Consider the following 21,400-nt stretch of genomic DNA (forward strand, 5'->3'; position numbering starts at 1 on the left):
GTAATCATGAAAGGGCTGATTCTTATATTTGTTCTTCTTTCAGGTATATCTTCCGCTATCGCTCAAGAAAAGCTCTGGTTGGACAAGAATTACCAATGGACGGACGACTCCATCCAGGCAGTCAGGTATGCTCTTGTTTCCAAGATAAACAAGAAGTGCATCAAGGTGGAAGAGTATGCTTTGGAAGGACAAAAGAAGGATGTCTGGCATTTCTCCGAATACAAAAGCAATCCCCGCAAAAGGATAAGGGAAGGCCTGCATACATCATTCTATGCAAATGGCAAGGACAGCCTGACAGAAGTATATAGAGACAACCGCCTGGAGGGGCAGACCATGGTGTATTATCCCGACGGTGCCATACATCTGGCCCGGAGCTACAGCGATGGTAAACTTGACGGAACACTCCTGCAATACTATCCCGACGGGAAACTCCGTAGAGAGGAACACTATTCAGAGAATCAGTGTACCGGTGGAAAGATGTTCGACGAGCACGGAACTGAAATGGAACATCAGCCGTATTTCGTGTTTCCATCCTTCCCCGGTGGAATAGAGAACCTCATGAAACTGGTGGCCAATGTTACCAAATATCCGGAAGACGCCTGGAAGCAAAAGGCAGAAGGAAGGGTAATCCTGCGATTCGTTGTAGACGAAGAAGGCAAGATGACCCATCCCCAAATTCTCCAGTCCGTGCGCTATGACATCGACAAAGAAGCCATACGCGCTTTCGAGGCCATTGCCGACGTCTACCGCTGGTCGCCCGGCTATCAGGACGGAGAGGCCAAGCGAGTGAAATTCACCATACCCCTATACTTCAGAATACCTAAATAACCAAGAAATTATGGCAAATTTTTATACCGAAGTTCCCGAATTGAAGTATCATCTGAACAACTCGATGATGGAACGTATCTGCGAACTGAAAGAACGCGGTTACCAAGACAAAGACAAGTATGACTATGCCCCGCAGGACTATGCGGATGCTATGGACTCTTTTGACAAGGTACTTGAAATCACCGGAGAGATTACCGGAGAGATTATCGCTCCCAATGCCGAGGGCGTGGACGAAGAAGGTCCCCACTGTGCCAACGGCCGTGTGGAATATGCCAGCGGCACCAAGCAGAACCTCGACGCCATGGTAAAAGCCGGATTGAACGGTATGACCATGCCGCGCCGTTTCGGTGGCTTGAACTTCCCGATTACTCCGTACACCATGTGTGCGGAAATCGTTGCCGCCGCCGATGCCGGTTTCGGTAACATCTGGTCACTGCAAGACTGTATCGAAACGCTCTACGAATTCGGTAACGAAGACCAGCACAGCCGTTTTATACCGCGTGTCTGCGCCGGAGAGACCATGTCTATGGACCTGACAGAACCGGATGCCGGTTCCGACTTGCAGAGCGTAATGCTGAAAGCGACCTATGACGAGGCCAACAACTGCTGGCGCCTGAACGGCGTGAAGCGTTTTATTACTAACGGTGACGCCAATCTCCACCTCGTACTGGCACGTTCAGAAGAGGGTACCAAAGACGGACGTGGCTTGTCCATGTTCATCTACGATAAGAATGAAGGCGGTGTAGACGTGCGCCGCATCGAGAACAAGCTGGGTATCCACGGCTCTCCCACCTGCGAGCTGGTTTACAAGAATGCAAAGGCAGAACTTTGCGGCGACCGCAAGCTTGGTTTGATTAAATACGTTATGGCTTTGATGAACGGTGCCCGTCTGGGTATTGCCGCACAGTCGGTAGGCCTTTCACAAGCTGCCTACAACGAAGGTCTGGCTTATGCCAAAGACCGCAAGCAGTTCGGCAGGGCTATCATCGAATTCCCGGCTGTATATGACATGCTGGCTATTATGAAAGCCAAGTTGGATGCAGGACGCTCCTTGCTGTACCAGACTTCCCGCTACGTTGACATCTACAAAGCGCTGGACGACATTGCTCGCGAACGCAAACTGACTCCGGAAGAACGCCAGGAACAAAAGAAGTATGCCAAACTTGCCGACGCCTTCACTCCGCTGGCAAAAGGTATGAACTCTGAATATGCCAATCAGAATGCTTACGACAGCATCCAGATTCACGGCGGTTCGGGCTTCATGCTGGAGTATGCTTGCCAACGTATCTATCGTGATGCACGTATCACTTCTATCTACGAAGGTACTACTCAGTTGCAGACCGTAGCTGCTATCCGCTATGTAACAAACGGCTCATACTCTGCCACCTTGCGCGACTACGAGCAAGTGCCGTGCAGCGAAGAAATGCAACCGTTGATGGACCGCATCAAAGAGATGACCAACAAGTTCGAAGCCTGCACCAATGCGGTGAAAGAGGCACAGAATCAGGAATTGCTGGACTTCGTGGCACGTCGCCTCTATGAGATGGCTGCGGTATGTATCATGTCGCACCTCATCATTCAGGACGCGACAAAGGCTCCCGAACTGTTCGGCAAGTCGGCTCTGGTGTATGTGAACTACGCAGAAGCCGAAGTGGAAAAACACTTTAACTTCATCCGTAAGTTCAAGGCAGAAGAGCTGGAAAGCTACCGCAAATAAATGCATTGCTTGACAAGGCAAATATAGCGGGCACCGGAGTTTAGCTACTCCGGTGCCCGCTTGTTTTTTCTGAAATACTTCCTCCTGCTTGCCCCTTCTTAAAAGGACAAAAGTTCTCAAAGAGACGAAAGGAAAATTAATACTCTCCGTGCAGCCTCAGCCTGCCGCGCAGCGAGTGTATCTCCCGCTGCATCTCTTCCATCCTTGCCAGCAGATGGTGGATGGCATCAATCCCTTCCATATTGATGGAAAGGTCGTAGTACATACGGCTGTACCGTTCCACATCCGGCAACTCGGAGAAAGGCAGATAACGCTCTCCACCTTCCTGCTCCACATCTATCAGTCCACTTTCGCACAGCATATCAATAAAAGTGGGCTCTATATGACACTTGTCACAATATTCGCTGATGACAATCCATTCGTTCTGCATAATCCGTTCTCCTTTCATTAGTTCATACTCTGAATTTTACGGAACATCTCTTTCTGCTGTTCCGTCAGGTTTGTCGGCAACTTCACGGAATAAGTCACGATGAGATCGCCAAACTGTCCCTCCTTCTTATATACGGGGAAGCCCTTACCCTTCAGACGTACCTTAGTCCCGTTCTGAGTTTCGGGTTTCACCTTCAGCTTCACCTGACCATCCAAAGTATCCACCAACTGGTCGCCACCCAGCAGGGCTGTATAAAGGTCGACGGTCACATCCACGTACAAATCATCTCCCAAACGCTTGAATACCGAGTCGTCCGGAATCACAAACGTGATGTATAAGTCACCTGCAGGACCTCCGTTGATGCCCTCGCCACCATAGCCTTTCAGTTTGATGACCTGTCCGTTGGCCACACCGGCCGGAATGGTAATACGCACTTGCTTGCCATTCACCGTCAATATCTGTTTATGGGTCTTCGCAGCCTCACGAAGCGAGAGGTTCAAATCCGCATGATAATCCTGCCCGCGGAAACCGGCATTGGCACCGCCTCCTCCGCGCGTACGATGACCGAACATCTGTTCGAAGAAGTCTGAGAAACCACCGGCATTACTGCCCGAAAATTCCTGGCCGTCGGAAGAATACCAATACGTACCGCCTCCGTCCGTACCAAATCCCGCACCGGAACCTCCAAAACCGGCACCGCCAAATCCCCCGAAGCCCCCGGCTTGCTGCTGTGCCCGCTTCTGCGCTTCAAACTCGTCGGCATGTTTCCAGTGTTCACCATATTCATCATATTTCTTTCTTTTTTCAGGATCACTCAGCACCTCATTCGCCTCGTTGATAGCCTGAAACTTATCCTTGGCCGTAGCATCGTTCGGATTCAAGTCAGGATGGTACTTGCGCGCCAGCTTGCGGAACGCTCTCTTGATGTCATCCTGAGATGCCTTTTTGTCCACTCCAAGGACCTGATAGTAATCAATATAAGCCATAGTCTATTAGTTTTATTGTCTAAATACCATAAAACAAATAACACGCCAATTTGTTTTACGCATTACTAAAATAGGTAAACGAAAATTAAAAAGCATCATCAAGCATAATAATTACGTGATAAACAAACATTTAGTTTCAACCAAACACTTATTTCACGTCTATAAAATACCAAAATAGTGTAAACGACACCTAATATCGTCTAATTATTCATCCTAAATCTTCCTAAAATTGACAGAAAATGCTTTATTTGTAATAAGGAAAATTTGTTTTATATATAATCCCCAACCTTAGATTAAAAACCCCCATTATGAAAAGTAATTATTGGCTCCTAACGGTAATATTCGCTCTCGTAGCCCTGCCGGGCAAAGCAGGCGAATGGATCAGAATCAACCAACTCGGCTATTTGCCGCAATCCGTCAAAGTCGCTGTATTCATGAGCGAGGAAGGAACAAACGTAGAAAATTATTCATTGATTGACGCTTTCACCGGAAAGGTGGTGCGTACCTTCAACACAACCAAGGCCACCGGCAAGATGGGAGGCATGAAGAGTACCTACCGGTTGAACTTCAGTGATTTCACAGAACCGGGCACGTATTATCTGAAAGCAGGCAAAGCGGTCTCCCCCCGTTTCCCCATCAATGCACAAGTCTACAACGGTACCGCAGACTACCTGCTGCACTACATGCGGCAGCAACGCTGCGGCTATAATCCGTTCCTGAAAGACAGCTGCCACGTGCACGACGGCTACATCGTCTATCATCCCACCAAAACCGGACAACATATAGACGTCCGCGGAGGCTGGCACGATGCTACGGACTATCTGCAATACACCACCACCTCCGCCAATGCCATCTACCAGATGATGTTTGCCTATCAAGAAAATCCGGAATCATTCGGTGACGCCTATGATGCAGCCGGACATCCGGGAGCCAACGGCATTCCCGACATCGTGGACGAAATCAAGTGGGGACTGGACTGGCTGAACCGGATGAATCCTGCTCCGGGCGAGCTGTACAACCAGATAGCCGACGACCGTGACCATGCCGGAATGCGCCTACCTAACAAAGACCTGGTGGATTACGGCTACGGACCGGGTAAAGGACGCCCCGTTTACTTTTGCAGTGGCGAACCGCAAGTACGTGGAGAGTTCAAGAATGCAACGACCGGAGTGGCAAGCACTGCCGGCAAGTTTGCCTCCTGCTTCGCTTTAGGCGCCAAGATACTGAAAGACTACTATCCTAAATTTGCAGCAGAAATCGAAGCCAAGGCCGATGCCGCCTATCAGGAAGGCGTAAAGAAACCGGGAGCATGCCAGACTGCCTCTGTCTTGTCTCCCTACATTTACGAAGAGGACAACTGGGTGGACGATATGGAACTGGGAGCCATGGAACTGTACAAAGCCACCGGCGACAACAAATACCTGGCCCAAGCCCTTGAATACGGACGTCGCGAACCGGTGACTCCTTGGATGGGCGCCGACAGTGCACGCCACTACCAATGGTATCCGTTCATAAACATGGGGCACTACCATCTTGCCAAAGTGGACAACAGCCGCATCAGCAAGGAATTCATCCGCAACATGCGTACGGGCATTGAACGCACGTACGAGAAAGCGGTAGAAAGCCCCTTCCTGCACGGTATACCCTACATCTGGTGTTCCAACAATCTGACTACCGCCATGCTAACCCAATGCCGGCTGTACCGTGAAACCACCGGCGATGACACATACGCCGAAATGGAAGCCTCCCTGCGCGACTGGCTGTTCGGCTGTAACCCTTGGGGAACCAGCATGATTGTGGAACTTCCCCTTTACGGAGACTATCCCTCGCAACCCCACTCCTCACTGCTGAATGCAGGCGTGGGCAATACTACCGGCGGACTGGTGGACGGTCCTGTCTATCGTACCATCTTCGAAAGCCTGCGCGGTGTCAATATGACGGGAATTCCCGGAACTCCCGGACAAGACTACGAACGCTTCCAGCCAGACCTGATGGTATATCACGACGCCATCCACGACTATTCCACCAATGAGCCTACCATGGATGGAACCGCCTGCCTCACGTACTACCTCTCTGCCATGCAGAAGGATGGAATGAAGCAAGCCGGTATCCCAAATGACAAGAATGTATATGTGGACGGAGGCATTATCCGCACCGATCCCTCAAAAAAGCAAATCACCCTCGTATTCACTGCCGCCGACAAAGCAGACGGTGCCGATGCCATCATCAGTACCTTGAAGAAGCATGGCATCAAAGGTGGCTTCTTCTTTACCGGAGAGTTCTATGAACTCTATCCCGATGTAGTGAAACGCCTGCTCGACGAAGGGCATTTTGTAGGCAGCCACAGTTACGGACATCTGTTGTACATGCCTTGGGAAGACCGTGATTCTCTGCTGGTCACCCGCGAAGAGTTTGAGAACGATATGATGAAAAGCTACGAGACCCTCCGCAAGGCAAGTATCGAATACAAAGACGCTCCCGTCTATATTCCTCCTTACGAATACTATAACAAGGAAATATCTGCCTGGGCAAAGAATATGGGTATTCAAGTCATCAACTATACCCCTGGTACCATGAGCAATGCCGACTACACCACTCCGGACATGGGACAGAAGTACCGGAGCAGCAAATTCATCTACAACAAGATTATGGAGGTGGAAAAGAAAGAAGGTCTGAACGGACACCTAATGCTGATACACTTCGGAACGGACGACCGCCGCACAGACAAGTTCTATAATGGCTATCTGGACAAGATGATTAAGACGCTGAAACGAAAAGGCTACACTTTTGTACCGGTCCGCGAGGCTGTCGGTATATAAGCATACTCTAACAAGGATTTATTGAAAAGGTTAGTTAAAAAGGTTATCGTGCAAAGGTATTTAAGGTAAATATTCAATCGGTTTGTTTTCAGTAAACCTTCCCCTACCCCCAAGAGGGGAAAGTTTCGAAGTAAGCTCCCAGCCTGTGAAGGTTAGGAGCTTTTATATATTTCAGAGAAGCCTTTTTACCGATTGCAGCAATTGCTCGATATCTTCTTCCGTAGTATCAAAAGAGGTTACAAAACGGATTTCGTGGATGACCTCATCCCAGAAGTAGAAGAAATACTCCTTCAACAGCTCGTCAATCACCGGACGGGGCATCGTAAGGAAAAGCTGGTTACTTTCCACCTTCTGCGTAAAATGCGCACCTGGCAATTCCTTCAATCCGTCGTAAAGAATCTTTGCCATACGATTGGCATGCGCGGCATTTTTCAACCAAAGGCTGTCTGTCAGGTAGGCAGTGAACTGGCAGGACAGATAGCGGAGCTTGGATGCGAGCTGTGCCGACTGCTTGCGCACAAAATAAGCTTCCTTCTTCAAGGCTGGGTTAAAGACAACCACGCTTTCTCCCAACATCAGTCCATTTTTCGTACCGCCGAAGCTCAGAATATCTATTCCGCAATCCACTGTCAGCTCCCTAAAGCCAAGATTCAAGGCTACACAAGCATTGGCCAGACGGGCTCCGTCCATATGGACATACATGCCATGCCGATGGGCCAAATCCGTCAAAGCCCGCAACTCGTCCGGCTTATAGACAGTGCCCAGCTCCGAACATTGCGAAATATAAATGGCTCCGGGCTGCGAATGATGCTGCTCGCCGAAATGGCACAAATAAGGACGGACTAAATCGGGCGTCAGCTTGCCGTCAGGGGTAGCTATGGGACGAATCTGACAACCTGTCATGCGGGCAGGCGCACCGCATTCATCGACATAGATATGTGCGGTCTCCGCACAAATAATGGAATTATAAGGGCGGGTACACAGCTGCAAAGCCACCGCATTACTGCCCGTACCATTGAATACGAACAACGGTTCGCAATCCGGCGTAAACGCTTCCCTTATTTTACGGACAGCCTCTTCTGTCCAAGGGTCATCCCCATAACCGACAGCATGGTCACTGTTGGCCCGGTTCAGTGCCTCCATTACCAACGGATGTACGCCTGAATTATTGTCTGAAGCAAAACTTCTCATAATCTTTCTGTTTTTGTTCATTGAAAAGAATGTGCAAAGGAAAGAATATTCTGCAACATGAAAAAACAAAGGAGCACAGATTTCATCCCCCCGGCAGAAAATGCTTCCGCACTATGAAATCTGTGCCCCTCAATCAATCCATTCACTCGGTTCCCTTTATCCGATATAAACATTTACCCCTAGTGAAACATAAAGTTCATCTTCTTCCTGATGAATTTCAATCTTGTCCTCACGGGCAAGCCACCCCAATGCGGCTCCCAATTCCTTGTCCTTCAGTCCGGACTTCCTCTTTAAAGAATCGTAGCTCCATCTGGTATAATCGCTAAGCAACTGCCAAACTTTCCCAGCATTTAGTCCAATTTCGCTTTTGTTCATTTTTCTCTTTAATTAAAAAGGTTAATAGCTCTTGTTGATTAGGTTATCTTTACAAAGGGTAAAGATATGATTTTTTATTTAACTAACAACAAAAACGAACAAAAGATATAAAAATGAACCGTTTTTGCAACACTTTTGTAATATTACACTCTTTTTATTGATAATCAAGAAGGAAAATGAAACAAAAAAACCGCAGTATCTATCAAAAAGACACTGCGGTTCTTCTATTTGATTAAGCAATCAGGGGAAAAGTCTTACATCATTCCACCCATGCCGCCCATTCCGGGAGCACCCATCGGCATTTCGGGCTTATCCTCTTTCTTCTCTACGATTACACATTCTGTAGTCAAGAACATGCCTGCAATAGAAGCGGCATTCTCAAGAGCCACACGAGTAACCTTGGCAGGATCTACCACACCAGCTGCATGCAGGTTTTCATAAACATCTGTACGGGCATTGTAACCAAAGTCTGCCTTGCCTTCACGCACTTTCTGTACAACAACAGCACCTTCTTTACCAGCGTTGGCAACAATCTGGCGCAACGGTTCTTCAATAGCACGTTTGATGATGTCAATACCGGTTGTTTCATCTACATTGTCACCCTTAAAGCCTTCCAGAGCATCCAATGCACGGATATAGGCTACACCACCACCTGGAACAATACCTTCTTCGATAGCGGCACGGGTAGCACGAAGCGCATCGTCTACACGGTCTTTCTTTTCCTTCATTTCAACCTCAGAAGCAGCACCTACATAAAGAACAGCTACACCGCCAGACAACTTGGCCAGACGTTCCTGCAGTTTTTCCTTGTCATAATCAGATTTCGTAGATACAATCTGAGCCTTGATTTGCTCGCAACGTTCCTTGATGTTTTCTTTGTCACCGGCACCGTTTACAATGGTTGTATTATCCTTGGAGACAGTTACCTTGTCGGCAGTACCCAGCATTTCGATAGTAGCTTGTTCCAACTTCAGACCTTTTTCCTCGCTGATGACAACACCACCGGTCAGCACTGCAATATCTTCCAACATTTCCTTGCGACGGTCACCGAAGCCCGGAGCCTTCACTGCACAAATCTTCAACTGAGAACGCAGACGGTTTACAACCAAAGTTGTCAGCGCTTCGCTATCCACATCTTCTGCAATAACCAGCAAAGGACGACCAGTCTGTACTGCCGGTTCAAGAATGGGCAGGAAATCTTTCAAGTTGGAAATCTTCTTATCATAAATCAGGATGTACGGTTTCTCCATTTCGCACTCCATCTTCTCCGTGTTGGTAACGAAGTAAGCAGAGAGGTAGCCACGATCGAACTGCATACCTTCAACCACACCGATAGTAGTATCAGTACCCTTGGCCTCTTCGATAGTGATGACACCGTCTTTGGAAACTTTGCGCATAGCGTCTGCAATCAGCTTACCGATAACGGGGTCATTGTTGGCAGAAACAGAAGCAACTTGTTCAATCTTGTCATAGTTGTCACCCACTTTCTCTGCCTGTCCTTTGATAGAATCAACCACTTTGGCAACAGCCTTGTCGATACCGCGTTTGATATCCATCGGGCTGGCACCAGCAGTCACGTTCTTCAAGCCTTCGGCTACGATGGCCTGAGCCAAAACAGTAGCGGTTGTAGTACCATCACCTGCATCATCACCGGTCTTGGAAGCAACTTCCTTTACCAACTGTGCGCCGGTATTCTGATATGCGTCTGCCAACTCAACTTCTTTCGCTACCGTTACACCATCTTTCGTGATGTGGGGAGCACCGAATTTCTTTTCGATGATAACGTTACGACCTTTAGGGCCGAGGGTTACTTTCACTGCATTTGCCAGTGTGTCGATACCTTTCTTCAATTGGTCGCGGGCATCGATATTGAATAATATTTCTTTTGCCATAATTTTATTTACTATTTAACGGTTTACTAATTAAAAATTATCCCAAAACAGCGAGCACATCGCTTTGACGCATGATGAGATACTTGGTTCCTTCAACTTCCAGTTCAGTACCAGCATACTTGCCATACAACACTGTGTCACCAACCTTCAACACCATTTCTTCGTCTTTTGTTCCGTTGCCTACTGCAATAACTTCACCTTTCAAAGGTTTCTCTTTCGCTGTATCAGGAATAATGATACCGCCAATTGTCTTTTCTTCTGCAGGTGCAGGGAGTATCAGCACTCTGTCTGCTAATGGTTTAATGTTCATAGTCTTTTTGTTTTATATGTTATACATTTATTATAATAGTAATTTTGCTTTAAACAAGCAATAAACAACTTACGAAAACCGTGCCAAACCGACAAGCTGTTTGTTTGGCAGACAAAGACTGACAAAATGACAAAGTATAAACAAGATTTGCTATCTTTGCAGCCTCCAAAATGATTTGACTTATGAATGCAATATGGATAGTCCTCCCCATTCTTACCTTATTGATGTTTGAACTGGGACTGACATTACAAACCGAAGACTTTCAACTGTTCCGCAAACGCCCCCGCCCCATTATTGCCGGGCTGGTAGGCCAAATCATCCTACTGCCGATGCTGGCATTTGCTTTAGGACATGTCTTCCAGCTCGAACCTCTGTTCTTTATCGGCATCATACTCATAGCCTGCTCGCCAGGCGGCAGCTCATCCAACATCTTCTCCATGATAGCCAAAGGAGACGTAGCATTGTCCGTGTCACTGACGGCATGCAGCAGCATTATTACGCTGTTCACTATCCCCGTGATTATGGAATTCGCCACACACTTTGTAGACAGCAATCTGGACATAGATATCCATCTCCCCGTAGGAAGCCTTATCATGCAGAACCTGGTTCTGATGCTTCTTCCCATTGTAGCCGGCATATTCACGAAGCGCTACCGTCCGCAAATGGCAGAAAGGATTCATAAGATATTGTCCAAGACAGCCTTTCCCGCACTTATCCTGCTGGCAACCATCTTCTTCATACAGCATCATGCTACCATCACCGGCCAATTCGGCAAACTGGGCCTCTGCATCTCCATTCTTATCCTGCTGGCTATGGGAGGCGGCGTAGTGCTATCGAAGTCCATGCGCCTCAACCGGAAAGAACAACGTACACTCATTATAGAAATCGGTATGCAGAATGCCGCACAAGCAATTGCTGTTGCCAGTAGTCCGTTTGTATTCAACAATGACATCATTGCAATACCTGCTATTATCTACGCACTGATGATGAACGTCATTCTGCTGGTTTACGTGGGAATAGTAAAACGAAGATAAGAAACCAACCGTTCATCACGGATTTCCTGCCATTCATCCTTTTTATTTGATTAACGCCCTCTTCATATCTACTTTCGTGCAGAAAACAAATGGATATGATGATGAAACAAATTCCGATTCTTTTGTGGGGATTACTGTTGCCCTTCTCCATACTTCAAGCACAAGCGGTACAAGGTGAAATAACCGACAGTAAGCAACTACCCATAGAAGGAGCTACCGTAGTGGGACTGGATGCAAAGGATTCTTCCTTTGTACAAGGCACTGTCACCAGAGAACAAGGTCACTTCACCCTACCCCTGCGGCATAACGGCAGTTATCTGTTAAAGACATCAGCCGTAGGGTACAAAACTCGCTATATCCCTTTCAGTATCACCGACACAGAAACCGCCAAACTGAGTAGGATTCTTATGGAGGAAGATTCCTATGCATTGTCCGGCATCACCGTTACTGCACAAAAAGTACCGGTAGAGATGAAGGCCGGGAAAACGGTCTACAACCTCTCGGCTACCATCTCGGGTACACAAGGCAATCTGTACGACGCATTGAGACAGATGCCAGGCGTGCAAATTCAAAGCAACGGCAATATTCTGTTGGACGGACAAGGAGGCATCAACGTACTGATGAATGGAAAGACAACCTATCTGAGCGGAGAAACGCTGATAAACTACTTGCGAAGTATCCCGGCGTCGACAGTGGAGAAAATAGAACTGATAAACAATCCGTCCTCCCATCTCGATGCAGCCGGAAAAACGGGAGTGATAAACATTGAAATAAAAAGGATAAATATAAAAGGACTGATTACCGGCGGGAATGCCGGTTACAATCAGGCGTACATCTACGGTTCCGGTTATGGCAACATTTATCTAAACCTGCGCAAGAACAAGTTCAACCTATATACCGATTATGCCTATTATGAGGGAATCGACCTTAACGAAACCACCATGTCCCGTGAGTACATAGACTTGACTACCCAACAAATCCTTGATTTTCATATGGGGCAGCAAGCCTATCGTACCTACGCGTATAAATCACATAACTTCAGGATTGCAGCCGACTATGAGCTGACTCCGCATACCAACCTGAACGGCTATCTCAACGGGAGCTGGATCTGCCGGCGGGGAAAAGAAAAGCTGGGCTCGGATTTCTATTCACTCACAGCAGTTCCAGATTCCTCCTCCATCACCCGGAACCGCCTGAGAGCAAGCCAGCACAACCTGATTGGCGGAATCAGTACCGGCTATCAATCTCCCAACAAACTGAAATGGGATGCTTCCTTTGATTTCCAATTGTTCGGCAACGCCAACAAGCAGGACCAGCAAAGTAGTTTCTCGCTCATAGAATCCTCGGGAATATATAGGAACAACCTACTCAAGGGAGACATGGAAGGGGATATTCAAATCTATTGCGGACAAACGAACCTTGTTGTACCACTCTCTGAGAAAACGACATTGGGTATCGGTGGCAAGACTACCTTTGTATCTATCGACAACTCCGCCACCTATTGTAATAAAGAATATGACAACTGGCAAGAAATACTGTCACTGAACAATCACTTCATCTACAATGAGAATATCAACGCCGGATATATAGCGTTGAATACATCTTTCGGAAAATCCTGGAAGATAGAAACAGGGATACGTGTAGAAAATACCAATATAAAAGGAGAACTGGCAGGAAACACCCTGCGTGCAGACTCTTCCTTCACCAATCACTACACCCATATCTTCCCCTTTCTGCAAATGCAATACCAGTGGAAGGATATGCACCAGCTCTCCTTTCTGTACAGCAAACGGATTGTACGTCCGCAATACCGGGACCTGAACCCGTTTGTCACCATTAACGACAATTATCTGTATGAACAAGGCAATACCCGCCTGGAACCGGAACTTGCCCATAACACCGAATTCTCCTATATCCTGAAGAGCCGCTATCGGATGAGTCTCTTGGCTTCCTATACCCGGCATCCCATAACTAAAAGTTACATGGCCGAAGAAAACAAACGCATATTGGTACTGCCCATGAATCTTTCTTCCGACTATTCAGCAGGTATACGGCTGAGTGCCGCCAACCTGAAACCGTTCCCGTGGTGGCAGATTAATACAAACCTGCTCCTCATCTACCGGAAGTATGCCTGGCAAATGGATGGGGACGAATACCGGAACAAAAAGTTTACCCCCATGCTCTACATAGGCCACCAACTGCATCTGCCCCAAGGATGGACAGCCGAGCTGAACGGCTATTGGAACGGAAAGACACCCCAGGGACAAGCAATCATCTCCCCCACGTGGTCCGTATCCGGGGGAATCAGCAAAAGTATGTTCGGTGGCCGGGGGACATTACGCCTCTTTGCCGAGAACCTATTCTCCTCACGCCACATACACATAGATGTATTCAGCACCACCCAGCAAGGATGGTATCAAGAGAAAATGCGAATGAAACTGGGCGTAGGCTTTTCTTTCCGCTTCCACAAAGGAGAGACACCGAAAGAATTTACCCCTAAAAGTAGTATAAGTGAAAGTAAACGAATAAATTTGTAACCAGTTAAAACAATTCCGAATGAAGCATTTCCTACGTTGGGTATCTCCCCTAATCCTAGGAGTAATTGAGTTCTATTTCCTGAGGCTGGCAACGGACCCTTCGCGGGGAACCGAGTGGTGGCCTGACTTCAACAACCAGCTACGTGCCCTGCTCTTGACCATATTACTTTGCTATATAGTGGATTACTGCCTCCGGAACATCTTTCATAAATACATATTCAGAAAAGAAATATCCATAGGCAAAGAGTATTCGTACATAACACTCGGACTGTTCATAACGACCAACGTTACCCTATCAATCACCTACGTGTTAGGACTCATAGAATTAGGACAACCTATAAGTGACTATATCTTAGTCAATATTATCTATGTTCCCCTCAACGTACTATACTATACAATCATCCGCAACAAGGAAATATCCAATTACTACCAGCACCAGAGCTTGCTGTTGGAAAAGCTCCGAAACGAGCAATTGGATACAGAACTCAAACTACTGAAATCCCAATATCATCCGCATTTCCTTTTCAATGCGCTGAACACCATCTATTTCCAGATAGAAGACTCCAACATGCAGGCCAAGCACTCCATTGAGCTACTTTCCGAACTGTTGCGCTATCAACTGTATGACATCAAGCAGAAAGTAACCGTAAAGCAAGAACTCGACTATCTGGAAGCATACATCCAATTTCAGCGATTACGGATGAGTGAACGACTTGTACTTACAGAGGAATACGACGAACACCTCCACACGCAGGAGATTCATCCTCTCCTATTCCAGCCTCTAGTAGAAAATGCCTTCAAATATGTCAGCGGAGCCTATTGGATTCACTTTTCCTTGAAAGCTATTGAAAATAAGCTTGTTTTTACAGCATGGAACTCTGTAGACCAACCGGCAATCGCCCACCGTAAAAAGAGCAGTGGCCTGGGAATTGAAAATATGAAGAAGCGCCTGCAGATTCTATATCCCGGCAGACACCTATTAAAGATATGTCCCGAAGAAAACACTTTCTTTGCAGAACTCACCATTGAACTGACACCCTATGAAAATAAAATGTGTGATAACCGACGATGAACCGATTGCACGCAAAGGATTGCGCGGTTACATTGAAAAAACAGATTTCCTGACTTTGACAGGAGAATGCGAGAACGCCCTGCAACTGAACGAGCTGTTGAAAAAAGAACAGCCAGAGTTGCTGTTTATGGACATAGAAATGCCCTACATCAACGGCATTGATTTTCTAAGCGGTATCCATAATCCTCCCAAAGTCATCATCACGTCAGCCTACGAGCAGTATGCATTGAAAGGATATGAGCTGAATGTAACCGATTATCTGCTCAAGCCCATTCCCTTCGACCGCTTTTTGAAAGCGGTGAACAGAGTGCATGAACTGCTACAGAAAGAGCAAGAATCCACTCCCGAGCCTTACCTCTTCGTAAAGACAGACAAACTGCTCAAGAAGGTGACCATCCAGGATATTCTGTTCATAGAAAGTATGGGCAACTACGTATTGATACATACTTCCTCCTCAAAGGAAATCACCTATTCTCCCCTAAAGAGTTTATTGGAATTTCTGCCCGACAACCTGTTTATACAAGTACACCGCTCCTACATTGTGCAGACAAGCAAAGTACAAGCCATAGAAGGGAATATGCTCATCATAGGGACACACAAGATACCGATAGCCCGCAACCTACGCGATGAGGTACTGAATGCCCTATTGAAGGACAAGTTGATATCCCGATAGCCTATAAGTAGTCGGTCAACCGGTACCGCCCCTTCTTCCGTGTCGTTTTTCCATACTGTATCACCTCCTGGGGACAAGCATGCAGGCACGCCATGCAGTGAATGCACTGCTTTCCCCACACCGGACGTCCATCTACCATCTTGATATTGCCTACCGGACAAGACTTTCTGCATATTCCGCAAGAGACACAGCCTTCATCTACATGAAATCCCTTGGTACCAATGGTAAAACGTACAAACAAAGGATTCACTACATACGTTTTCAACCAGGCAGCACCGCCTTCATGCACACTCCAAACCTTTTTCCGTGCAATGACATCCGCCACAATCGAAGCAATGGCATGCCGTGCATTCTCTATCTTCTTACGGCAAAGCGCCTCATCATCCAAGTTGAACATCGGTACGTAGGTATTGGGCATTGCAACAGACCAGGCTGCATCCAACGGAAAATGTTCCGCCAGGCGGTTCATTCCCTTTCCCATATCGTCCCCGCATGTACACACGGCATAACGGTAACAGCAGTCCGGCAACCGGAGCTGCGACAAAAAATCAATCAAGACACGGGGTGCATACCATGAGTGTACCGGAAAAACAATACCCAGTCTGTCAGCTGTCGACAGCCCTGCGGGTATCGAGCCTTGCTTAAGGCAATCAACAATGCTGACGGCAGTATCATGCATAGCCTCTGCAAGCAATTCTGCAATCCAGCGTGAGTTTCCGGTTGCGGTAAAATAAAGTATCATCGGCAGTATGTTTTGCCGACAAAGGTAGTGATTTGACTTGAATTCCTTCTATTCCAGCAACTCTTCTATGGAATAATTTTCCCAGAACGCTTTTGTAGAATGTACCAATGAACTGCCCATATAGAGCAGGAACAATGCCGCTATGACAATCATCAGGAAACTGACGAGGGCATTGTGTTTTTCTTGCTTAAGCTCAACAGAAACCATAAGAACCTCCTTTTTTGTCAGTACAAAGATAAATGCAGGATGTTTCATTTTTCCTACGCCACTATTACAAATACCTATATTTGTAAGATGAAGTTACGAAAATAGTGTATTTTATTGGAAATGAGCATATGTTAATCGCTCATGATAGTAATAGGTTACGATTTAGTTAGTTATCTGCTGCATTATTCTTCTGCGCGTTGCGTAACCTTCAAAGAACTCTTCGTATGCAAAAGTAACAATAAAACGGGAGATTTTGATATGAATCTCCCTGATTTTTTTCTATCTCATACAAGTTTTTCCGTAAAAGCGGCTTTATTCGTCGGCACACCATCGCCCAAAAGGATTTTGAACGAACGTGTGCCGACTACTGCATAAGCGGAGAAAAGAGCTTTGCCTCACGCCTAAACGACAGTTTAGACTGATGAGGCAAGGCCCATTTCTTTTGTGCTTATGCCGAAGAGGTGCTTTTACGGTTTTTCAGATGATTTTTCTTTTTCGCTGTTCTTTTGAGCCGGAAGCGGAAAGCCGTGTATGACCGTTTGCCCATAAATGGAACAAGCCGTCACCCACAGCTGGCAAACCGGGAAGAATGATTTTATCTGCCCGCCCCGACACGTCCGGCCAGACAGATAAAACCATACTTCCTTGCAGGTGGTTTGCCCGGTTTCACGCTACCGACTATGTCCTTTTTTGGGGGGACTTCCTTTTTTCACGGATTTCTCTTTTGAAGTTTTCTGTCTAATCTGCCTCTACTTCCGTTTACCTCCATTTTCGCGCCTTTCAGTGAGTCGCATCAGGCAGTCATTTCCGTTCTGGGCGCAAAGGTAACTCCGGGATTTGACGGGAAAGCAAGGTCAAGCCTCCTGTTTTCGGGAAAAATCTCCAGCCCTTCGGGTAGTATTTTTCCCGAAAAAACTTGCATTCCCTAATCCCTACCTTTTTAAGCACCCGAAACGAAAACGACCGATGCGACAGAAAGACGCATAAAAAAAATGTCGGATAAACGAGAGGCAGATAAGATAGTTTGAAACTCAACTCCCTCAGCTCTTGAATCCGCATTAAAAACAAAAAATCAAAAACAGAACGGATATGGGAACAACAATGGCAACAAAATTCGTGGCTTGGGAAGTGCCAACATTGGAAGCACTAAAAGGCAGTAAGGTTTACATTCTTCGTGAGAAACTGAACAACGGAGGACAGATGAACCGAGAGGAAAAGGATTGGCTTACACGCAACGTGAACAGCAACACCTATTTCAAGAGCGCAATACTCCTGCAAGGCTGGAGGTTTGACTTCTCCGATGTACTCCGCACGTTTATCGTGTGCCAATACGGACATTGGACGGAATACAAGGCAACAGACAAGACCGGACTTCGCAGATACCTATACGGCAGGATAGACAACATTGTAGAACTTGAAAAATAGCGAGGATATGACAGCAACGGCAGACTTCAAACAAGTGGCGCAATACATAGGGCTTGCGATATGCACCCTAATCATGCGCATCGTCCTTTGGGTATCCGGCATCCTTTGGGGCATCGTCAGAGAGATAGTAAACGGAGTGTTCCGAGTGGCGATAGGCATAATCGTGGCTATCCTCTCCACAATCGCCTTATTCGGCTTCATCCTTTGGTTATTCACCCTTTAATCTTACCGACAGCGATATGAAAACGACAGACCATTTCAAGAGAACGATACAGATGTATTTGGAGCAACGTGCAGCGGAAGATGCGCTCTTTGCGAAGAACTACCGCAACCCTGCCAAGAACATAGATGACTGCGTGACCTACATTCTGAACTATGTGCAGAAAAGCGGTTGCAACGGCTTCACGGACGGGGAGATATACGGACAAGCCGTACACTACTATGACGAGAACGAGATAGAGGTGGGCAAGCCTATCCAGTGTCAGATAGCCGTGAACCACGTGGTGGAACTCACCACAGAGGAAAAGGCGGAGGCACGTCAGAAGGCTCTCCGACAATATCAAGAGGAGGAAGTCCGCAAGTTGCAGAACCGCAACAAGCCGAGAACCGCCACCAAAGCGACCACCCAAGAAGTACAACAACCCTCATTATTTGATTTAGGCTTATGAAACCGAGAACACAGATACAGCAGGAAGTCGCACGGCTGAGCAAGCGACTACCGAGATTGACCGCCACGCAAAAGGCATACGCTTTCCGCCATTGCTTCAAGCATTACGCAATCAAGAGAGCGGACGGCACGAACATCTGCACTGAGTGCGGACATTCGTGGAAGAGCGACCACGACCTTGCGGACACCCTTTGCGGATGTACCTGCCCCCATTGCGGTATGTCATTGGAAGCGTTGCGCACCCGAAAGAGCGTTTTCAGCGAAAACGAATACTTCTCCATCGTCACCACCAGCAAGCAATACCAAGTGATACGCTTCTTCTTCGTCAAGTCCCGATACAAGGCAGGGCAGGCAGCCGAGTATTCCATTTATGAAGTGGTGCAGAGGTGGATTTCGCCCGATGGAAAGACAACGACCGTTGCCCGACTGCGTGGAATGTCAATGTTGTATTATGACCAATGGTCTGAATACAGCGACATGGAGGTACGCAAGAACAACAGGCTTCACGCATACGATATAGCACCTATGTGTACCTATCCCCGACAGCGTTTCATCCCCGAACTGAAACGCAACGGCTTCAATGGGGACTATCACAACACACTGCCGTATGACCTTTTCACGGCTATCCTTTCCGACAGCCGAGCCGAAACACTCTTGAAAGCAGGGCAATATGCCATGTTGCGGCATTATATCCGTAGTTCCTTTGATATGGGACGGTATTGGGCATCCGTCAAGATTTGCATCCGCAACGGTTACACCATTTCGGACGGCTCCGTATGGTGCGACACCATTGACCTCCTGCGTCATTTTGGCAAGGACACGAACAGCCCGAAATACGTCTGCCCTGCCGACCTCAAAGCGGAACACGATAAGTTGGTGAGAAAACGCAACCTGCAAAGGGAGCGTGAGCGGACGGAACAGCAACGGCAAAAGGCGATTGAAGACGAGAAGAACTATCTGAAAGCCAAAGGCATCTTCTTCGGACTTGTGTTCTCTGACAGCCTTATCTGCATCAAGGTCATAGAGAGCGTTGAGGAAATGGTAGAGGAAGGACGGATGATGCACCATTGTGTGGGCGGTTATCATAACAAGGCAAACTCCCTTATCCTATCCGCCACCATTGACGGCAAACGGATTGAAACGATAGAAGTGTCACTGAAAACGCTGAAAGTGGTACAGAGCAGAGGGGTATGCAATTCCAATACCGAGTACCATGACCGCATCATCCGGCTTGTGGAGGACAATACCGAACTTATCCGTCAGCGGATGAACGCAGCATAACATTAACCTATAATACAGAACAATATGGAAGTAAGATTTGAAAGTATGGTTTGCTTGTGGGACGATAAAATTCCCACGATGTTCCTTGAGTTTATGAACCTCCTCACTTTTTGTCAAAGTGAGGAGCAGTTAAGGGCAAGTGTCAAGGACTTTGCCGAGAAGCACGAACTTGACAAGTTCTTCCTTTACGGCTTCGGCTCACACCATTTCTACATGCACCAACGCTACACAAGCAATCCCGAAATGGTGATGCAGAACAGAGTTTTGTCAGTACATTTCTAACCATCTAAAAAAACAACGATTATGAGTACACGGATGACCATCAACGGAGTAAGCACCTGCACGAAAGCAGGGACAGAGAAATACGAGAAGTTCCAAACAGGCATCGGCAGACGCAAGCGGACACTTGTGCAATACGACTACCGCCACACGGACGGGGAATTGTTCTCTTGTGTGAAACCCACGTTGGACGAGTGCCGAGCCACACGGGACAAGTGGCTGACGGCAAAAAGAGGAAAGGAGGACAAGCAATGAACGAAGCAGGCTACCAAACGCTGATAGTCAAGTTCGGCAAGCCTATCACGGAATTGGACGGCATCTTTGACGATGCCGAAGCGTGGGGAGTGGAAACCCTTAAAGGGTGGATAGAGGACTATGAGAGCAGTCGGTTTACCGCCATTGACAGCCACACGGCAGTCATAACGAGCGAGTACAATATGGAGTGTGTGAAAACATGGTTGGAACGGAACACACCAATAGCCGAGAAAACAGAATTTTGAGCGTTTAGGCGGTGTCCGCACCGCCCGAACATAACACCCAAAGAAGAATGAATATGATAGCAAAGACGATTTTGGAGCAGATAGGTGGCAGACGCTTTGCCGCCATGACGGGAAGCAAAGACTTCATAGACATGGGCAACGGCTTACGCATGAGCCTTGCGAGGAACAAGACGAGTGCCAACCGCCTTGACATCATCTATGATGCAGGGGCAGACCTCTACAATATGCGCTTCTACCGCAGGACGTTCAGTAAAAAGACATTCGAGTGTAAGACGAAGGACATTGAAACGCACGAGGGGATATATTGCGATATGCTGGAGGAAATGTTCACGATGGTGACGGGGCTTTACACCCGTTTTTGAGAGGTGGGCGGCGAAAGCCGCCCTACTTTCTTTCAGTGAGCATGATGGCGGACAAAGAAAGTAGCAAAGAAAC

The 21,400-nt window shown here is 47.3% G+C and carries 24 protein-coding genes; 15 read left to right on the forward strand and 9 right to left on the reverse strand.

Annotated elements, in window-relative coordinates; genetic code table 11:
- The first annotated feature begins 6 nt into the window (after positions 1-6).
- Positions 7-828, forward strand: coding sequence for an energy transducer TonB (locus DW947_RS04355; RefSeq protein ID WP_057098175.1), 822 nt, complete (start codon positions 7-9; stop codon positions 826-828).
- Between the two features lie 10 nt (positions 829-838).
- Positions 839-2,545, forward strand: coding sequence for an acyl-CoA dehydrogenase family protein (locus DW947_RS04360; RefSeq protein ID WP_117866791.1), 1,707 nt, complete (start codon positions 839-841; stop codon positions 2,543-2,545).
- Positions 2,546-2,681: 136 nt separating this feature from the next.
- Here DW947_RS04360 and DW947_RS04365 read toward each other — a convergent pair whose 3' ends face one another.
- Positions 2,682-2,975 carry a chaperone modulator CbpM gene (locus DW947_RS04365; protein WP_009036538.1) on the reverse strand — a complete coding sequence of 98 codons (294 nt, stop codon included), beginning with the start codon at positions 2,973-2,975 and terminating at the stop codon, positions 2,682-2,684.
- Positions 2,976-2,992: 17 nt separating this feature from the next.
- Positions 2,993-3,961, reverse strand: coding sequence for a DnaJ C-terminal domain-containing protein (locus tag DW947_RS04370; protein WP_005826253.1), 969 nt, complete (start codon positions 3,959-3,961; stop codon positions 2,993-2,995).
- Between the two features lie 308 nt (positions 3,962-4,269).
- Between DW947_RS04370 and DW947_RS04375 the strand changes: the two genes are divergently transcribed.
- A complete protein-coding gene (locus DW947_RS04375) occupies positions 4,270-6,780 on the forward strand; it encodes a glycoside hydrolase family 9 protein (protein WP_057252843.1) in 2,511 nt (836 codons plus the stop codon).
- Positions 6,781-6,951: 171 nt separating this feature from the next.
- Here the strand turns inward: DW947_RS04375 and DW947_RS04380 are convergent, their stop codons facing one another.
- The 4 genes from DW947_RS04380 to DW947_RS04395 all read right to left on the reverse strand — a co-directional run bounded on the left by DW947_RS04380 (position 6,952) and on the right by DW947_RS04395 (position 10,548).
- On the reverse strand, positions 6,952-7,971 hold the full coding sequence (locus DW947_RS04380; RefSeq protein WP_119958459.1) for a threonine aldolase family protein: 1,020 nt from the start codon (positions 7,969-7,971) through the stop codon (positions 6,952-6,954).
- Positions 7,972-8,127: 156 nt separating this feature from the next.
- Positions 8,128-8,346 (reverse strand): winged helix-turn-helix domain-containing protein, encoded by a 219-nt coding sequence (locus DW947_RS04385; RefSeq protein WP_016273164.1) that lies wholly within the window; start codon positions 8,344-8,346, stop codon positions 8,128-8,130.
- Positions 8,347-8,600: 254 nt separating this feature from the next.
- Positions 8,601-10,238 carry a chaperonin GroEL gene (gene groL, locus DW947_RS04390; protein WP_016273163.1) on the reverse strand — a complete coding sequence of 546 codons (1,638 nt, stop codon included), beginning with the start codon at positions 10,236-10,238 and terminating at the stop codon, positions 8,601-8,603.
- Between the two features lie 37 nt (positions 10,239-10,275).
- Positions 10,276-10,548, reverse strand: coding sequence for a co-chaperone GroES (locus tag DW947_RS04395; RefSeq protein WP_004290132.1), 273 nt, complete (start codon positions 10,546-10,548; stop codon positions 10,276-10,278).
- Positions 10,549-10,730: 182 nt separating this feature from the next.
- Here DW947_RS04395 and DW947_RS04400 point away from each other — a divergent pair, with 182 nt between their 5' ends.
- The 4 genes from DW947_RS04400 to DW947_RS04415 all read left to right on the forward strand — a co-directional run bounded on the left by DW947_RS04400 (position 10,731) and on the right by DW947_RS04415 (position 15,864).
- Positions 10,731-11,582, forward strand: coding sequence for a bile acid:sodium symporter family protein (locus DW947_RS04400; protein ID WP_022401580.1), 852 nt, complete (start codon positions 10,731-10,733; stop codon positions 11,580-11,582).
- 95 nt (positions 11,583-11,677) lie between these two features.
- Positions 11,678-14,119 carry an outer membrane beta-barrel family protein gene (locus DW947_RS04405; protein WP_158589292.1) on the forward strand — a complete coding sequence of 814 codons (2,442 nt, stop codon included), beginning with the start codon at positions 11,678-11,680 and terminating at the stop codon, positions 14,117-14,119.
- Positions 14,120-14,138: 19 nt separating this feature from the next.
- Positions 14,139-15,191: a sensor histidine kinase gene (locus DW947_RS04410; RefSeq protein ID WP_057281739.1), complete on the forward strand. Its 1,053-nt coding sequence runs from the start codon at positions 14,139-14,141 to the stop codon at positions 15,189-15,191.
- Positions 15,160-15,864, forward strand: a complete 705-nt coding sequence (locus tag DW947_RS04415) for a LytR/AlgR family response regulator transcription factor (protein ID WP_057098180.1) — start codon at positions 15,160-15,162, stop codon at positions 15,862-15,864. The genes DW947_RS04410 and DW947_RS04415 overlap by 32 nt, the downstream gene beginning before the upstream one ends.
- A gap of 1 nt (position 15,865) precedes the next feature.
- Here the strand turns inward: DW947_RS04415 and DW947_RS04420 are convergent, their stop codons facing one another.
- From DW947_RS04420 to DW947_RS21715, 3 genes are all read right to left on the reverse strand, one after another.
- Positions 15,866-16,606, reverse strand: coding sequence for an EFR1 family ferrodoxin (locus DW947_RS04420; RefSeq protein ID WP_057281738.1), 741 nt, complete (start codon positions 16,604-16,606; stop codon positions 15,866-15,868).
- A gap of 48 nt (positions 16,607-16,654) precedes the next feature.
- Entirely contained in the window at positions 16,655-16,813 is a 159-nt protein-coding gene (locus tag DW947_RS21520) for a hypothetical protein (RefSeq protein WP_008663974.1), read from the reverse strand.
- Positions 16,814-17,290: 477 nt separating this feature from the next.
- On the reverse strand, positions 17,291-17,452 hold the full coding sequence (locus DW947_RS21715) for a hypothetical protein (protein WP_180949186.1): 162 nt from the start codon (positions 17,450-17,452) through the stop codon (positions 17,291-17,293).
- Between the two features lie 450 nt (positions 17,453-17,902).
- On the opposite strand from DW947_RS21715, the gene DW947_RS04440 reads away from it, so the two are divergent.
- The 8 genes from DW947_RS04440 to DW947_RS04475 are packed head-to-tail and all read left to right on the forward strand — an operon-like array spanning position 17,903 to position 21,327.
- Positions 17,903-18,238, forward strand: a complete 336-nt coding sequence (locus DW947_RS04440) for a hypothetical protein (protein ID WP_005809162.1) — start codon at positions 17,903-17,905, stop codon at positions 18,236-18,238.
- A gap of 7 nt (positions 18,239-18,245) precedes the next feature.
- Positions 18,246-18,461: a hypothetical protein gene (locus DW947_RS04445; protein WP_005809164.1), complete on the forward strand. Its 216-nt coding sequence runs from the start codon at positions 18,246-18,248 to the stop codon at positions 18,459-18,461.
- A gap of 16 nt (positions 18,462-18,477) precedes the next feature.
- Positions 18,478-18,906: a PcfK-like family protein gene (locus tag DW947_RS04450; RefSeq protein ID WP_005809166.1), complete on the forward strand. Its 429-nt coding sequence runs from the start codon at positions 18,478-18,480 to the stop codon at positions 18,904-18,906.
- Positions 18,903-20,186 carry a PcfJ domain-containing protein gene (locus tag DW947_RS04455; protein ID WP_036872219.1) on the forward strand — a complete coding sequence of 428 codons (1,284 nt, stop codon included), beginning with the start codon at positions 18,903-18,905 and terminating at the stop codon, positions 20,184-20,186. The genes DW947_RS04450 and DW947_RS04455 overlap by 4 nt, the downstream gene beginning before the upstream one ends.
- A gap of 24 nt (positions 20,187-20,210) precedes the next feature.
- The gene (locus DW947_RS04460) at positions 20,211-20,468 is read left to right on the forward strand and encodes a hypothetical protein (RefSeq protein WP_005809172.1); all 258 of its coding nucleotides are present in this window, start codon (positions 20,211-20,213) and stop codon (positions 20,466-20,468) included.
- A 21-nt stretch (positions 20,469-20,489) separates the two neighbouring features.
- On the forward strand, positions 20,490-20,720 hold the full coding sequence (locus DW947_RS04465; protein ID WP_005809176.1) for a DUF3873 domain-containing protein: 231 nt from the start codon (positions 20,490-20,492) through the stop codon (positions 20,718-20,720).
- The gene (locus tag DW947_RS04470) at positions 20,660-20,965 is read left to right on the forward strand and encodes a DUF6956 domain-containing protein (protein WP_080594362.1); all 306 of its coding nucleotides are present in this window, start codon (positions 20,660-20,662) and stop codon (positions 20,963-20,965) included. Before DW947_RS04465 ends, DW947_RS04470 begins: the two co-directional genes overlap by 61 nt.
- A 53-nt stretch (positions 20,966-21,018) precedes the next feature.
- On the forward strand, positions 21,019-21,327 hold the full coding sequence (locus tag DW947_RS04475; RefSeq protein ID WP_008645427.1) for a hypothetical protein: 309 nt from the start codon (positions 21,019-21,021) through the stop codon (positions 21,325-21,327).
- The last annotated feature ends 73 nt before the right edge of the window (positions 21,328-21,400 follow it).

The organism is Bacteroides sp. AM44-19, from assembly GCF_003603395.1.
GTDB lineage: Bacteria > Bacteroidota > Bacteroidia > Bacteroidales > Bacteroidaceae > Bacteroides > Bacteroides uniformis.

Excerpts from the sequence above, each read along its gene's own strand:
- DW947_RS04355 (WP_057098175.1), top strand. The coding sequence starts at position 7 with ATGAAAGGGCTGATTCTTATATTTGTTCTTCTTTCAGGTATATCTTCC.
- DW947_RS04360 (WP_117866791.1), top strand. The coding sequence starts at position 839 with ATGGCAAATTTTTATACCGAAGTTCCCGAATTGAAGTATCATCTGAAC.
- DW947_RS04365 (WP_009036538.1), bottom strand. The coding sequence starts at position 2,975 with ATGCAGAACGAATGGATTGTCATCAGCGAATATTGTGACAAGTGTCAT.
- DW947_RS04370 (WP_005826253.1), bottom strand. The coding sequence starts at position 3,961 with ATGGCTTATATTGATTACTATCAGGTCCTTGGAGTGGACAAAAAGGCA.
- DW947_RS04375 (WP_057252843.1), top strand. The coding sequence starts at position 4,270 with ATGAAAAGTAATTATTGGCTCCTAACGGTAATATTCGCTCTCGTAGCC.
- DW947_RS04380 (WP_119958459.1), bottom strand. The coding sequence starts at position 7,971 with ATGAGAAGTTTTGCTTCAGACAATAATTCAGGCGTACATCCGTTGGTA.
- DW947_RS04385 (WP_016273164.1), bottom strand. The coding sequence starts at position 8,346 with ATGAACAAAAGCGAAATTGGACTAAATGCTGGGAAAGTTTGGCAGTTG.
- groL (WP_016273163.1), bottom strand. The coding sequence starts at position 10,238 with ATGGCAAAAGAAATATTATTCAATATCGATGCCCGCGACCAATTGAAG.
- DW947_RS04395 (WP_004290132.1), bottom strand. The coding sequence starts at position 10,548 with ATGAACATTAAACCATTAGCAGACAGAGTGCTGATACTCCCTGCACCT.
- DW947_RS04400 (WP_022401580.1), top strand. The coding sequence starts at position 10,731 with ATGAATGCAATATGGATAGTCCTCCCCATTCTTACCTTATTGATGTTT.
- DW947_RS04405 (WP_158589292.1), top strand. The coding sequence starts at position 11,678 with ATGATGATGAAACAAATTCCGATTCTTTTGTGGGGATTACTGTTGCCC.
- DW947_RS04410 (WP_057281739.1), top strand. The coding sequence starts at position 14,139 with ATGAAGCATTTCCTACGTTGGGTATCTCCCCTAATCCTAGGAGTAATT.
- DW947_RS04415 (WP_057098180.1), top strand. The coding sequence starts at position 15,160 with ATGAAAATAAAATGTGTGATAACCGACGATGAACCGATTGCACGCAAA.
- DW947_RS04420 (WP_057281738.1), bottom strand. The coding sequence starts at position 16,606 with ATGATACTTTATTTTACCGCAACCGGAAACTCACGCTGGATTGCAGAA.
- DW947_RS21520 (WP_008663974.1), bottom strand. The coding sequence starts at position 16,813 with ATGGTTTCTGTTGAGCTTAAGCAAGAAAAACACAATGCCCTCGTCAGT.
- DW947_RS21715 (WP_180949186.1), bottom strand. The coding sequence starts at position 17,452 with ATGGTTTTATCTGTCTGGCCGGACGTGTCGGGGCGGGCAGATAAAATC.
- DW947_RS04440 (WP_005809162.1), top strand. The coding sequence starts at position 17,903 with ATGGGAACAACAATGGCAACAAAATTCGTGGCTTGGGAAGTGCCAACA.
- DW947_RS04445 (WP_005809164.1), top strand. The coding sequence starts at position 18,246 with ATGACAGCAACGGCAGACTTCAAACAAGTGGCGCAATACATAGGGCTT.
- DW947_RS04450 (WP_005809166.1), top strand. The coding sequence starts at position 18,478 with ATGAAAACGACAGACCATTTCAAGAGAACGATACAGATGTATTTGGAG.
- DW947_RS04455 (WP_036872219.1), top strand. The coding sequence starts at position 18,903 with ATGAAACCGAGAACACAGATACAGCAGGAAGTCGCACGGCTGAGCAAG.
- DW947_RS04460 (WP_005809172.1), top strand. The coding sequence starts at position 20,211 with ATGGAAGTAAGATTTGAAAGTATGGTTTGCTTGTGGGACGATAAAATT.
- DW947_RS04465 (WP_005809176.1), top strand. The coding sequence starts at position 20,490 with ATGAGTACACGGATGACCATCAACGGAGTAAGCACCTGCACGAAAGCA.
- DW947_RS04475 (WP_008645427.1), top strand. The coding sequence starts at position 21,019 with ATGATAGCAAAGACGATTTTGGAGCAGATAGGTGGCAGACGCTTTGCC.